Raw genomic sequence first — 14,429 nt, forward strand, 5'->3', positions numbered from 1 at the left:
GCTCACCAATCCGGTGAGCTTTTTGGTTAGTATTCTTTTGTTCCTTCTAATTGATAATTGTGCTGAATATCACCCTTACCTAAACTAAACAAACCTTTCTTAAAACCAAGTACAACGAAAAATAGCGCTTGGGCAAAGAAGAAAACCCCCCACCCTTGAGCCGGAATAAAACCTGTTAACTGAGATAGATTGGTTGCGTCTCCAGCTGCATGCGGCTGTATCATACTGATGATGAGTATATCATATGCTGTACTGACAGATTCCACTAATAATACTGAGGCTATTAACAATACCAGGTTATGAATTACCTTTTTACTCCCTTTAATTAGCACCGCTAGAAATAATAGCCCGAAAGATGCAAGCCAGAATAAACCATAGGGATTGCGCACCCATAATATCAAATTAATGATGATGACTCCCAATAGCAAATCGACAAAAAGTATATGTTTTTTCTTTTTAATTAGCAAAAAAGATGCGTATGCAAGGAACGAAGCGATTGTATACCCTGCTGCACAAGTTATGAAATTAATAATCCAAACCGATTCTGTTCCGTGTGTTACTCCATCCGCATTCATGTACAATGATATCGATTCTATATTTCCTCCAATTAGAGCAATAAACGCGTGACCAGATTCATGGATCACCGTATTAATGATTCTAAAATAATCACCAATTAGTGGAATTTTAACTAAAACGAGTGCCAACCCAATGAAGAGGAAAAATTTCATACTAAGTTTTTCTTTTAAATAACCCAATTTACCTTTCCCCTCTTTTCTTTCATTGTCAATATTTATTACCATTTTATCATTTTTCTTTATTTTCTGAAAATATTCACTCCCTTAAGTTGCTGCTAATAGGAAGATTACTCTCACAATATACAAAAAAGCGCCGGGCACCTTGGTGCCTAGCACTCATTCTTAAGAATCAAATCTTTCAAGTAATTCTATGATTACTTTAAAGTCCGAAGTGGTATCCATATAAGCATATCTGCCTTTCCCATTATAGAAATTACCAGTTTGAATAACTGGATAACCCATATCCTCTAGCAGCTTAATTTTTTCCTCCATATTTTTTATAACAAACGAAATATGGTAAACACCTTCCCCATGCATTTCAAGATGCATTTTCCATGTACTTGGGGATTTACCAGGTTCAATTAATTCAATTTGAAGCAGCGGGGTGTTAATAAACATATATTTAGAATCCCCTTCGGTTGCCTTTCCTTCAAAAACAACGTTAGTTAGCTCACTCGGTCCGGATTGAATCACTTGAGGTTTTTCAACCCCTAGCAGTTTACAGTAAGCTGCTGCTGCTGCATCGAGATCTTTTACAACAATCGCCAGTTGTTCCACTTTGCTAGTACCGAGTAAAGGTTCATAAGATTCTTTGCTTGGCTCTGTATCTCGTGGTTCTGCACTTTCAAGAAGTTCAACCAGTGTCTTATGATCATTCAAGGTATCAATATATACATATCTGCCGTCACTAGAAGTAAATTCCCCACTTTGCAGTAAAGGATAGCCATTTTCCGCAAAAACAGAAAGTTTATCCTTAATACAATCAACATCAAAAGCAATATGATGGATTCCTTCTCCAACTGTATCTAAAAATTCACGCATTGTACCAGGTTCTTCATTTGGTTCAATTAGTTCAAATTGCACGGTTTGTGTATTCATAAACACTAATTTACTTCGAGAATTTGTTGGCTTGCCGCGATAAACCACTTTGGAAACATCACTATCACCTGTTAAGAACCATGCTGGTTTTGGAATCCCGAGAAGTTTAGCAAACGATTCTGATGTCTTCTCAATATCATGAACAACAAATGCGAGTTGATTGATTTCATTATTTCCAGCCAATGGCTTCTTTTCTGTTAGCGATTCATTCACAAATGGCACCTCAATTCCCATTTTTATCAGCCTAATCCACGGACAGATAAGCCTCCATCACTCGAGATCACTTCTCCTGTTATGGCCCTTGCATTATCCGAAGCAAGCAGCAAATAAGCTCCTACATGGTCTTCAGAAGTCATTGCAATCCGAAGCGGGTTTCGTGATTTTATACTTTTTTCCTTTGCCTCGTTATCTACCGATTTTACAAATGGCTGCAGCGGAGAAATAACATTTAGGGCTGTCAACGTTCCTCCCGGAGCAACAGCATTCACTCTTATGTCAGGAGCCAGCTCAAATGCAAGCTGGCGCATTAAGCCAATTTGTGCGTGTTTACTGGCGGTATACCAGACTCCTCCTCCATCAGGATAGAATCCTGCACCTGACACAGTGAAAATCATATTACCGCCTGTTTTCTTCAATTCCTCCACTGACGCCTTGGCCCCATTGAAATATCCTTTTACATTGATGTCAAACAGGACGTCATATGCATTTGACATTGCTTCGGGAGTAACAGTCTGAAATTTAGCAAACCCGTCAAACACACCTGCATTCGCAACAAAGACATCTAACTTACCATATGCTTCGACTGCCATTCGAACTGCATCAGCATGTGCTTGATAATTCGTAACATCACCCTCGATACATTGTACAGAATCACCAAACTGCTGCTTTAATTGGTTCAATCCCACTAATGATCTATCGAGAACAGTAAGCACTGCTCCTTCTTTTACAAAAGCCTCTGTTACAGCCTTTCCGATACCAGAGGCACCACCAGTTAAATATACTGATTTACCATGTAACTGAGCCATATAACACTGCTCCTTCCTGCTACTAAACAAAGATAGCTAGATTTCGTGTATTAATCGTCGTTTGATCAACAATGAAAAAGCGTTTTGAAAGCTTCCATTCTCCATATTCAAAAATAAATTCATCTTGTCGTTCACCGGATATTAAATCGTGATGAATATCTGTGCTTCGGCTCCGATAAATCATTAAATAACTGTTAACAACTGCCTTTTCCTTAGGTACGTAATCAAGCAGCCTGACATTATTGACTAGCCGTCTAGTTCGTGAAGGTGGAATTTCTGCCCATGCATAATCCGTTTTTAGACGATCCACACGAATCTTCAATAGTTCAATATCATCATCAAACGCAAACATATCCAACGCATAATCGGGGCGTTCTATCCCCTCTTTATTAACGCGAACCGGCATTTGATATTTTAAAGATGGGTGCATTAAACTAAACCATCCATCAAAATCTATATCATCTAACAGTTTAGCTTCACGATAGAGCCATTGTTCAAACTCGTATGTTGCTAGCATCTTTTCAATTGTCATAACTTCTCCCTCAATCCTTTGCTAGTTTTTTATAAAGGTCTGAAAAGTGTGAGAGCAATCTCATTTTGTCATTAAGTCAAGCCAATACCGATAAAAATTTCGTTGATTTGCTTCTGTGAATTTATCATCGTATACTACTCCAGGGCCAACAAATTCTGTTACTGGTTTACGGTGCAAGCCCATCGTATAGTTAAATGTAAGCTGTTTCATTAATGGCATCGTGCCAGACGCTGCTGCAGTAATATCAGTAAACACTTCCGTATCATCCTGTTCAAAAATACCAGAAGGGCTAAATGTTAGAATAAATGACTCCCTTGAACGTCTTTTCCAATCCTCTGGGGCATTTTTCTCCACTAAGAACCAAGTAATCACTTCCATTTTATCTACTGAAATAGGTCTCCAAATTCGCATAGAGGTATTAGAGATTAACTGTCCTTTAATTTTTGTATGAGAAATTAAAAACGATAGGTTAGGAAAGATGTTTCCAATCATATTTTTAAGATTTGATAGAACCTCATATTGTTCTTCTGTTAAATTGGATTTGAATTCTTCTTTTAATTCCTCTGGGAAGGCAAAGTCTGGATTTGGTGTACCCAGGTTTAAACCATGCCCGTTGGTTGTGTGGATTTGATAACCTTTTTTCGAGTACGTTGCACTTGGTACCATTCCTAATTTTGCAATAGATCCATGAGTAACCATCGTATGATAGGAATCACCTACGAAGTTATCAGCTCCGATTTTCCAATTAGAGTGAATGACGAATCTTTGCGGCGGTCCCATTACTTCCATTTCTGCTCTTCCTGCGAATATATCAATATACCATTTAAAATCACCTAAAAATGCCTCTAAAGACTCTGCTTCATCATTCCAAGTGCCAAATAATAATCCTTTGTATGACTCTACTCTAATTTTGTGTAAACCCAGCTGGGATTTATCTAGACTATCCCCGTAAATGTCCTTTTGTAGTGGAACACCCACACAATCTCCATTGTTTTTAAAATTAAATCCGTGGTAGGGACACGTAAATAAAGACTTATTCCCTGCGTCAGCTCGGCAAAGCTTCATTCCTCGGTGTGTACACATATTATACAAGCCGCGAATTTGGTTATCAGTACCTCGAGAAATAATGACAGAATAGCCAGCCACATCTCTAGTGATGAAGTCATTTTTGTTAGGTATTTCTGATTCGTGTCCAATGAATATCCAAGTTTTTAAAAATACTTTTTGGTGCTCTAAATCATATATGGTTGGATCACCTAGAAGATAGGCAGGAATAGACCCAGTTTCAGGTTGAACGGTTTCATTTAAGTATTCAATTGCTTCCTTTTTAGACATTTCTTCTAAATTTATGTTCGTTTTATACATGCCTAATCCCCCTAAACATAGATTGGTGCTGCCTCATTCAGGGGAAAAAGTAATTCAAACGTTTGCCCCTGGATGTTATTGATAATATTTTTTAGCCAACTTGGATTACCGCATCTTTATTTTTTAATGATGATAAAACACTCAGTGCTGCCAAGTAACTTGTTTTTGGATTGTTCGGCATTGGATCATTCTCAACCTTGATACTTAGATCTCCAAATGAACCTTTTGCTTCAATACAATGACTATTTTTTTTAATACATGGGTCAGATATAATTTTAACTCTGGTTTTATCTGGTCCTAAACCTGCAAGAGATAAAATGATTGACACATTGATGTTTTTCGGAAAAAGCTCAATGGCCTCTTTCGCTGACCCCTCAAAAAGTACTTGCTCTTTATCCAAAGGTGCGCCTGGTAAAGCCTGAGGAGGCTTCCTTGTAATAATCGAAACACTTTCGAGTTCACCATTAGATTTCGCTGCCTTTAATACATCTAAACCACCGATTGCACCCGAGGGGAGATGGATTTTCTTCCCATTAACCTTACAAATTTCCTCAAGTGATTGAATGAAATTCAAATCACTAAGAGCACCTACACTGCTTAACACTAAATCCTTTCCACTGCTTAGAATGGATGAAGCATTTTGTTTTACCACTTCAACTGTAGCCGCCTCGACTACTAAATCTACATCTGATTGTAGAAGTGATTCAATATTCTCAAAGACTGCAGTATCATATTCAGCTGCTAGCTGCTGAGCAGATGTTGGATTGCGTGTATAGATACCGATAATTTTGGAATCTTCCAGAAGTTTATGGGTATTTATACTTTGAAGTAGGAATTTGCCAATGTTCCCGCAGCCGATTAATCCGATTTTCATCTGAAGTTTCCTCCTTCTCAGTTGGCAAACCCATAGGAATCTGCAAAATATTCTAACCCACAGTGCCTTACTTCACGAGATAGTCCACTTTCTTTTAGCCCTGGGAAATCAAGATGGAGGTCTTGAAAAACTGTATGGTTATTATGAAAAACAGCTCCTGCTTCTAATTGGTCTGCTAATTGGATTGCCAGTTCTTCATCCTCAGTCCAAACCGATGCTCTTAAGCCGAATTCACTATCATTTGCAAGCTTGACGGCATCGTCTAAATTTGAGAAAGGCAAAATAGGAATGACAGGACCAAATTGTTCTGCACGTACAATCTCACTATTTTGATCTGTACCTGTAATAATCGTTGGCAATATAAAGTACCCTTTATCCCATGATTCCGGATCTATCTGAATTCCAGCTGAAATGATAGTTGCACCCGAATCCGCAGCACGTTCAATTAAACCTTTTACATAGTCATATTGCGATTTATTATTTAATGGTCCCATTTCAACATCAGGCTGAATACCATTCCCAATCCTAATTCTTTGAAATTCTTTCTTTAGTTTTTGTACGACCTCTTCATATCTTGATTCATGTACATAAATCCTTTTTATAGCTGAGCATACTTGGCCTGCAGCACGAAGTACACCGAACCGAAGACGTTTAATACTGTCTTCATCAAGATTGGCATCCTCCAGAATAATGGCTGCGTCATTTCCGCCCAGTTCCATATAGAGGTTCTTAACTGTACCTGAAGCTGCACGCATGATCTCTTTTCCAGTTTCAGTACTGCCCACGAAAGCAATCGTCTTTACTCTTGGGTCAGAACAAAGCGACTCACCAATCACCCTGCCCGAACCTGTTACGACATTGATAACTCCTGCAGGAAAATAGGAAGCTACCACCTTTAAAAACGACATAATTGTCAGAGGACAATTTGTAGCTGGCTTAACCACTACCGTGTTTCCTGTCAACACAGCAGGAATCACTCGCTTAAAAGTTAAAATCATTGGGGAGTTCCATGGTGAAATAACAGCAGTGACACCGCGTGCACGTTTTCGGATTTGCACCTTTTGATTACCTTTCAAAACTTCAGGTTTCCACCATTCGAGAAGTTCATCTGCTGCTTGGTGCATAATATCTACACAGCGCAGCAAATCTTTCTTTGCCTCCACTAGTACTTTTCCATTCTCACGTACTAGCAATGTTACATTCTCTTCAACTAGTGCTTTTATTTCTTCAGCTGCCAAGTGCATATTGCTAGCCCGTTCCTCAATATCACTACGGGACCAGGATTCGTAAGCCTTTTCAGCTGTAGTAATCGCATGGGCAACATCTGATGCAGAACATAAAGCCACTTCCCCGACAATTTCATTTATATTTGCAGGATTAATGACATTGGTTTTTTTAGCTGCTTCATACCAATTGCCACCAATCAAGTATTTACCTGAAACAAATGGATATGTTGATATCATTCTTTTCCCCCCTTAAAGCTTTCTCGGTTTGAATGCATCTGCTGCACCTGGAGGTCCTCCAAATGGTTTAGCCATTGGTCCGACAGCTTCCATATCAACCACAATCATCGTAGGTTTTTTAGTACCAACTGCATTTTCAAGTGCGGATACAAATTCATCGGGAGAGCCGATTCTCGTGGAATCAAACCCAAAAGATTGACCTAACATTACAAAATCAGGACTTAAGAGGTCGACTGCAACTTGCCGGCCATATGCAGCGTCTTGAATATTCCGGAGCACCCCGTAGCCAGCATCATCGAAAAGTACCACGATTAATGGTAAGTTTTCTTGAGCGGCTGTTGCCATTTCGCCGACATTCACCATAAATCCGCCATCACCCGCCATCAACACTACTTGCCGGTCTTTGAAAGCCACTTGTGCGCCAATGGCAGTAGGTAACCCCTGACCAATTCCTCCCCCAGATGCATGGATAGATGTACGAGGTTCATAAATTTCAAATAATCGGCTTCCCCACACATTTGCTTGGACGGTTACGTCACGAACTAATATAGTATCTCGTGGCAATACTTTTCGCATGCCATCTAGAATTTGTTCATATGGACCAAGGGTTGCTCGTAACGCTGCCCGCAATTCCTGACGAACCGATTGGACTTCATCTAGATAAGCTGGGTCAGGCTGTAATTCTTTTTTAGATAGTTCTTGAATGATTGTATGCAGGATTTGCTTGGCATCCCCTACTAACCCATTGGTAACTTCATAGTTTCGATTAATCGCTTGCCAATCTGCATCAATAGCAATATGTTCTTTCGGAACAGTTACTTTCCAGTTCGCCGTTTCATTTCCTCTAAATCTTACACCAATACTGATTAATAAATCAGAACTCTTTAATAACTTTTTCGTTAACTCATATGCAGCAAAGTGACCGATACACTGAGGGTGATCCTCTGGTATACTTCCTTTACCTGATTGACTTGTAATAACTGCTGCACCAATCAATTCTGCTAATTGCTTCACTTCCTGTGACGCGTCTGCACTAATGACCCCTCCACCTGCCCAAATAACAGGTCGGCTAGCATTAGTGATTTTGGATACAATTTCTTTGGGTAAATCTAAAGCTAAATGATTCGTTTGAACTGCGAATCTGACTTCTTCAATAGGCTGATTTGGAATAATTGCAGATTGAAAATCTATGGGAATTTCAAGTGAAACTGGTCCAGACGGAGCTGCTAATGCATCTTGAATCGCTTGTCTAACTACAGCAGCTGTTTGCTCTGGTTTTCTTAAACGAATTGCCTTTTTACAGGCTCCTTCCATCATCGACAACTGATCCTTACATTCGTGAATATACCCTCTTCCCGTACCTAAATAAGGGGAGGCCACTTCACCCGTTAAATGCAGGACAGGTACGCCTGCTGCCCAAGCCTCAATAAGTGAACCTGCCGCATTTCCAGCACCTGTCCCCGTACTAGTAATAACTACACCCAATTTACTTGTGGCACGGGCATACCCATCAGCCATATTTACCGCACCGCTTTCACCGCGCGAACAAACGAGGTGAATGCTTCCTTCACGAAGAATTGCATCATAAATCGGCATGTTATGGATGCTGACAATACCGAAAGCTGTGGTTACACCTGCTCGGACTAATTCTTGAACAATAGCATCTGCCGTTGTAAATTCCATTTGAACTTGTGGACTCATTATTTACTCCTGCCTTTATTCGTATTATAGTGCTTTCCCGAGCGCTCCCGCCGTTTCTATAGTAGAACCCGATACATAGCTTGCTTGTTTAGAGGCTAAAAAGATAATGACACTGGCAACCTCTTCAGCTTCCCCAACACGCCCTAATGGTATATTCCGCTTCTTTGCTAAATCAGCATAATACTGTTCTGGATCCATATCTGGAGCATTTTTCATTCTCCTACGCTCCCATTGGTCAGTTCGTATCAATCCTAGGCTGACTGAGTTTACTAGAATATTATCAGCTGCAAGCTCTTGAGAAAGGGTTTTACTTAAATTTAATAGGCCAGCTCTCGTAGCTGCTGTCGCAATCATATGACGTTCAGGCTCTTTGGCCAGCGTTGCGTTAATATTAATAATTCTTCCTCCGCCTCTTTTAACAAGGTACGGATGAGCTGCTTTTACAGCATAAATGATGGCAAAGTATTTTAATTGAATTTGCTCCATCCATTGTTCGTCGCTGACATCAAAAAAGTAGCCCATTACACTTTGACCAGCAGAATTTACTAATATATCAATGCCATCAAAGTAAGCTGCAGCACCGTTTATAAATGCGTTAACATCATCTTTATTCGTAACATCACAGGTTGCAGCATAGATAGAATCTGCTGACCCAAATTGTAATAAGTTATCAAATGCTTTCTCTTTTCGCTCGTTATTCCTGCCACAAATTGCTACTTTGGCACCTTCTTGGAGGAACAACTCAGCTGCTTTTAATCCAACACCAGAAGTTCCTCCCATAATGACCGCTATTTTGCCTTTTAAACCTAAGTCCATTTCGACACCCCTTATTATCTAACCTTTAGAGCAGTGCTTTTACGTTTACCCATCCAGGGTCCGGTTCTCCACCCATTGCTGCTCGTGTTTCTGGCTTTGGAGGTCCAGCAATTCCCCATTGGTCCATCAAATGAGGGACACGCTTCCAAACCCGAGCTCTCCATTCACTTTCATCTTCAATCGTCTCTAAATAACAGGTATATTCCATGACAAACTTTGCGGGATCCTGGAAGTAGCAGAAAATATTATTACCAGGGCCATGACGTCCTGGTCCCCAAATCTCTTGATACCCAGCCTTCCTCACATTGGCAATTCCACGCATAACTTCATCAACAGTATCTACTTCATAGGCTATATGGTTAACTGAAGCATGTTTATCTTGATTAAATGCAAGTGAATGGTGCTTCCGGTTACAGCGAAGGAAGGACATCTGATGTTCGCTCCAATCGGTAACTTTAAAACCGATAATATTGGTATAAAAATCGGTAATCATATCAAGGTCTGCTGTATTCATTACGACATGGTTAAGTTTAACGGGGTCAACATTTTTCTTATTCCAGATGGTTGTATGCATCTCAACCCATGCAGATAATTCGATACATCGATTCTCGGGATCAACAAACCGCAGACCATAACCTTTTCCTTCTTCATCTAGATAACCAGGGGCGGCTATGATTTTTACTCCTTTAGAAGCAAGGAATTCTGCCGCTCTATCAACGGCATTTTTATCGACCATACCAAAAGCGATATGGTGCAGGCCTCTCTTTTCACCTGCATGTAAGCTTAAGATGTGATTTTCAGGGCCGGCGCCACGAAAATATATGGTTTTTTCGTCTTGCGCTACCTTATCTAAGCCCCAAATTGTCTCATAAAAATTTGCCTGTTCTTGCAGGACTGGGGTTATTAAACCAATATGTCTTAAATGGGTAATACCAACCATGTTTGCGCCTCCATAAATCCTTCTATTATTACAACTGTAACATAATAGGGATGATCCCAATGAAAGTTAGAGGATCATCCCCATCAAAGAAGATTTTTTTAAAAAATATTTATTTATTACCGTTGATAATTGCTTCTCTTTCTTTCGCACGTTGAATACGTAGCTCTTCAAGCGGGCTGCCTTCTACATAAGTAGGAAGGTTTGGTTTAACGGCTCCAAGCATGACTAGCATTAACGCTTCTTCGTCGCCATCGTTGTGGATACCACGGTATACACCTGGAGGTGAGCTAATGCAATCTCTTTCATTTAAGCGAATTTCATGGACTTCATCTTTCCCTACCTCTTGAATAAGCGCTTTCACACTGCCCTTGAGAATAAAGAAAACCTCTTCAACATCATCATGTAAATGTAATGGACCAATACATCCAGCCGGAAGAACCATCGTGCTAAGTGTAAAATGTTCTGCCGCAATCACATTTGAGTCATTATTAGCTGTGGCTCCACGGCCGATATATCTCATTTGAGCTCTTTTGTATCTTGGATCAATTTCTTCTTGAAACTTTAAAACGTTCCAATCTAAAGTACGGTCTTGTAATCTAGCCACATATTTCTTTTCAAACTCTGCTACATTAAATTTTTCTTCTGCCATCAAAAACACTCTCCTATAAATTTAATTTTTATTTTGTTTTAAATATAAAACATTGTTTTCTTTATAAACCAATTTTAAATCTCAATACTTTTATTGTCAATTAAAAATATTGAGAAAATTCAGAACAATATTTTATATTGGTAACCGCTTTCTAAATAATTACTCTATCAGAATTAACTTTAAGACTTCGAACATCAGTGGCTTCTTTTTTTAATGTAAATAGATATGCTGCAAAACCTAAACCTGCTGCCACGATTAACATCACAATCGAAGGTCCAAAGTCCCCACCTGATAGATCACGAAGCCAGCCCATAATATAGCTTGAAAAACCACCAAGTATGTTCGTGAATCCCATTAAACCTGCAGCACGACCTGCCGTCGCTGGTGTAGAATATTTTACAATAAATAGATTACTTAAATGGAAAACTCCACCTTGGGTTCCCATTGCTAGTCCCATACAAATTCCTGCTATAACAGGATGTGGGGCAAGGATGGCCGAGGCTAGAAAAATTGCAGTTAAACTGAATAATATGGTAGCAAGTAAACTTGGCCGCTTCGTTTTGTCCGCTAAATATCCGCAAGCTAGTACGAAGCATAATGCAAACAGCCAAGATAATGAGGTGATACCAGTCATGGCCTCCCTTGAGAAGTCTTTTGCTTCAACTAAATAGGTCGGGAGCCAGATACTGATCCCAAAAAATAAAAATGAAGACATAAGCATTCCAAACCAAACAATCCAATAACGATAATCTTGCGTAAAGTTTTGCTTTGGCTTTATTTTTTCATTTGGATCGGGAGTGCGAATATACGCTATCTCCTTTGAATCAATAAGGGGATGTTCTTCAGGAGTATCTCTTGTTAAAAATACAAACATAGGTATGACGATGAAAAGGTTAAATCCAGCTAAAAAGAAAAATGCGGCTTCCCAATGAAAAGTAGCGATTACTAAGCTTAATATTACCGCTCCACAGGCAGGTCCAAAGTAGTTCCCAGCCAGCCACGAAGATTGAGCTCTTCCAAGTTCGCGATGGTTAAACCAATTGGATATAAATTTTCCACAGACAGGAATCATCATCCCTTCACCAAATCCTAGAATCACACGGCTTACAAGAAACATCTCATAGGAAGTTGCCATCCCGCCAAATATCATCGTGAGTGTCCAAACACAGAGACCCATGATAGCTGTTTTTCTAGCCCCTAATCTATCAATAATAAAGCCCCAAAATAGATTTGAGAAAGCATAGGCAACTGTAAAGATGAATGTGATGAACCCTATTTTAGCATTTTTATCTTCACCAGTTAAACCTAGGTCTGCTAAGAAGGTTGGATCCGTTTGGATTACTGAAATACCTAACTTATCAATTTGTCCAAAAAACCAAAAGAAAAAGATTGGAATTGCAATATATAACCACCTTTTGTTGCCCTTTAACATAGATTTCCCCCTTGCCTAAGTTTTGTTTTATATAGGAAACACCGTTTTTCCTTATCTTAATTTTAAAGTTACAAGAATATTATGTCAATACAAAATGAATAAATTGTTTTATTATTAAAATTATGTTTTAAATATAAAACACATTTAGATTAAAGCACAAAAAAAAACTTGCATTTGCAAGCCTTTTCTACTTATTTAATTTTTCATTTGATAGCCCATATAACTAGACAATTTAGCTGATGTTTCTAATACCCTTGGCAATGCAACCTTTTCAATAAACTCATTGTGGAATGTATTTTCAGTAGCGACTACATTAACAGCTGCCAATACTTTTCCTGAGCGATCAAATATTGGTGCTGCGACTGATTGAATCCCTAACGTTAATTCTCCTTTAGTAATCGCATAACCTTTGTTACGAATCTCTTCTAATTCTTCTTGTAGACCCAGGAAATCGGTTTGAGTCCTATCTGTATATGGTTTTAGATTTGATCCATATAAAACCATATTTAAATTCTCCTTCGATTGGTATGCAAGCTGTACCTTCCCATTTGCCGTTGCATGAGCGGGGAGTCTAAGCCCAATATTCACATTAATGGCTGAAATGCCTCTTACAGGGGCGCTCCCTACATAAACAACTTCATGCCCATCCAATATCGACAGATGACAGGAAGCTCCTGTTTCATCTCTTAAGCTTTCAATATATGGCTGAGTAATTTCTGGAAGCCTTAAACTGCTTAAATATGAAAATCCTATTTCTAAAACTTTAGGAGTTAAACTGTATCGCTTAGTAGCTTCATCTTGAGCTAGGTATCCAAGTGATTGAAGAGTAAATAATAACCTAAATGGTACTGTGCGACTTACGTTTAATTCTTTTGCAATTTCAACCAATGATAATGTCGGGCGGTCTTCACCAAACAACTTTAATATTTCTAATCCTCTAACTAACGCATTGGCATTATAACGTTCCTTATCTTCCTTTGTCATAAGTTCTACACCTCCCTTAACGGTTCTAAATCCTGCAAATTATTTAAGAAAATCCAGGACAATTTTATTAAAGTTGTTTGGATCTTCTTGATAACATAAATGTCCTGTACCTGGTATGATTTCGAACACAGAATTTTTCAAATGACTATGGAAAATCTCTGACTCACTCACAGGGGTTACCTTATCCAATTCTCCACAAATGACTAGTGTCCTTGTCATAATAGAGGACAACATATTCATTTGGTCTAGATGAAAGAGAGAATATGCCACTGAGCGATATCCCATTGGTCTTACTTGAGACATGATTCTTTCCGCTTCCTTCTTTACTTCAGGGTCAGGATTAGGAGACAAAAGTTCCTTCACTCTTTTTGCAGCAATTTCCTTTGGGTCTAATGTATCAATATTATGTAGACGTGCTGCTAATTTATTTTGGTTTTCTTCAACACTTAACGCGGCTGCCCCTCTAGTTGCATCTGAGATGATTAGTCTGTCCACCTTATCAGGAAAACGATAACATAAATCAAGTGCAATCGCAGAGCCCATTGAATGTCCTAAAAGAGTTACAGATTTATAGTTTAGGGCTTCGATAAAGCCTTTTAAAACATCTGCAAACTGCCTAAACTCTCTCAATTCCTCTTTAGGGTCTGAACTTTTTCCATATCCAGGTGCGTCCCAAGCGATGACCGTATAACGGTCACTTAGCCCTGCTAATTGTTTTTTCCAGGATTGAGAGTTGTTCCCCATCCCATGGAGAATGATGATCGGTTTTCCATTACCTTCTATCTCATAATGAATGGATAAGTCCTGTACCGATAGATATGGCATATACTACCTCCTGAACATATTTATGTTTTTTCTACAAAACACCGTTTCACTTTTACATAATATAATATTTTATCAATTAGTCAATGGAATTTTCTGATTAATTGATATTTCAAACAAATTTCCCTATTTGTAATAAGGCGTTGACTAGGA

At 39.0% G+C, this 14,429-nt stretch carries 14 protein-coding genes; all 14 read right to left on the minus strand.

The genetic code is table 11. The annotated features are described in order from the left end of the window. Nucleotides 1-26 precede the first annotated feature (26 nt). The 14 genes from QNH29_RS19805 to QNH29_RS19870 all read right to left on the minus strand — a co-directional run bounded on the left by QNH29_RS19805 (nucleotide 27) and on the right by QNH29_RS19870 (nucleotide 14,279). The gene (locus tag QNH29_RS19805) at nucleotides 27-800 is read right to left on the minus strand and encodes a M50 family metallopeptidase (protein ID WP_283861047.1); all 774 of its coding nucleotides are present in this window, start codon (nucleotides 798-800) and stop codon (nucleotides 27-29) included. 117 nt (nucleotides 801-917) lie between these two features. Further along, nucleotides 918-1,907, minus strand: coding sequence for a VOC family protein (locus QNH29_RS19810; protein WP_283861048.1), 990 nt, complete (start codon nucleotides 1,905-1,907; stop codon nucleotides 918-920). Nucleotides 1,908-1,912: 5 nt separating this feature from the next. Beyond that, nucleotides 1,913-2,698 (minus strand): SDR family NAD(P)-dependent oxidoreductase, encoded by a 786-nt coding sequence (locus tag QNH29_RS19815; RefSeq protein WP_283861049.1) that lies wholly within the window; start codon nucleotides 2,696-2,698, stop codon nucleotides 1,913-1,915. A 22-nt stretch (nucleotides 2,699-2,720) separates the two neighbouring features. Beyond that, nucleotides 2,721-3,230 carry an aromatic-ring-hydroxylating dioxygenase subunit beta gene (locus tag QNH29_RS19820; RefSeq protein ID WP_283861050.1) on the minus strand — a complete coding sequence of 170 codons (510 nt, stop codon included), beginning with the start codon at nucleotides 3,228-3,230 and terminating at the stop codon, nucleotides 2,721-2,723. 60 nt (nucleotides 3,231-3,290) lie between these two features. Further along, complete coding sequence (locus QNH29_RS19825; protein ID WP_283861051.1) at nucleotides 3,291-4,595, minus strand: aromatic ring-hydroxylating dioxygenase subunit alpha; 1,305 nt, start codon at nucleotides 4,593-4,595, stop codon at nucleotides 3,291-3,293. 91 nt (nucleotides 4,596-4,686) lie between these two features. Beyond that, complete coding sequence (nadX, locus tag QNH29_RS19830; RefSeq protein WP_283861052.1) at nucleotides 4,687-5,469, minus strand: aspartate dehydrogenase; 783 nt, start codon at nucleotides 5,467-5,469, stop codon at nucleotides 4,687-4,689. A gap of 17 nt (nucleotides 5,470-5,486) precedes the next feature. After that, nucleotides 5,487-6,932, minus strand: a complete 1,446-nt coding sequence (locus QNH29_RS19835) for an aldehyde dehydrogenase family protein (protein WP_283861053.1) — start codon at nucleotides 6,930-6,932, stop codon at nucleotides 5,487-5,489. Between the two features lie 12 nt (nucleotides 6,933-6,944). Then, a complete protein-coding gene (locus QNH29_RS19840; RefSeq protein WP_283861054.1) occupies nucleotides 6,945-8,633 on the minus strand; it encodes a thiamine pyrophosphate-binding protein in 1,689 nt (562 codons plus the stop codon). Between the two features lie 24 nt (nucleotides 8,634-8,657). Then, the gene (locus QNH29_RS19845; RefSeq protein ID WP_283861055.1) at nucleotides 8,658-9,449 is read right to left on the minus strand and encodes an SDR family oxidoreductase; all 792 of its coding nucleotides are present in this window, start codon (nucleotides 9,447-9,449) and stop codon (nucleotides 8,658-8,660) included. Nucleotides 9,450-9,474: 25 nt separating this feature from the next. Beyond that, nucleotides 9,475-10,389, minus strand: coding sequence for a VOC family protein (locus QNH29_RS19850; RefSeq protein ID WP_283861056.1), 915 nt, complete (start codon nucleotides 10,387-10,389; stop codon nucleotides 9,475-9,477). A 109-nt stretch (nucleotides 10,390-10,498) separates the two neighbouring features. Further along, the gene (locus QNH29_RS19855) at nucleotides 10,499-11,038 is read right to left on the minus strand and encodes a cupin domain-containing protein (RefSeq protein WP_179603806.1); all 540 of its coding nucleotides are present in this window, start codon (nucleotides 11,036-11,038) and stop codon (nucleotides 10,499-10,501) included. A gap of 151 nt (nucleotides 11,039-11,189) precedes the next feature. After that, nucleotides 11,190-12,470 carry an MFS transporter gene (locus QNH29_RS19860; protein ID WP_283861057.1) on the minus strand — a complete coding sequence of 427 codons (1,281 nt, stop codon included), beginning with the start codon at nucleotides 12,468-12,470 and terminating at the stop codon, nucleotides 11,190-11,192. 195 nt (nucleotides 12,471-12,665) lie between these two features. Then, nucleotides 12,666-13,454, minus strand: a complete 789-nt coding sequence (locus QNH29_RS19865; protein ID WP_283861058.1) for an IclR family transcriptional regulator — start codon at nucleotides 13,452-13,454, stop codon at nucleotides 12,666-12,668. A gap of 39 nt (nucleotides 13,455-13,493) precedes the next feature. Beyond that, nucleotides 13,494-14,279 (minus strand): alpha/beta fold hydrolase, encoded by a 786-nt coding sequence (locus tag QNH29_RS19870; RefSeq protein WP_283861059.1) that lies wholly within the window; start codon nucleotides 14,277-14,279, stop codon nucleotides 13,494-13,496. Between the last annotated feature and the right edge of the window lie 150 nt (nucleotides 14,280-14,429).

The sequence above is a fragment of the Neobacillus sp. DY30 genome, assembly GCF_030123065.1.
Lineage (GTDB): Bacteria > Bacillota > Bacilli > Bacillales > Cytobacillaceae > Neobacillus.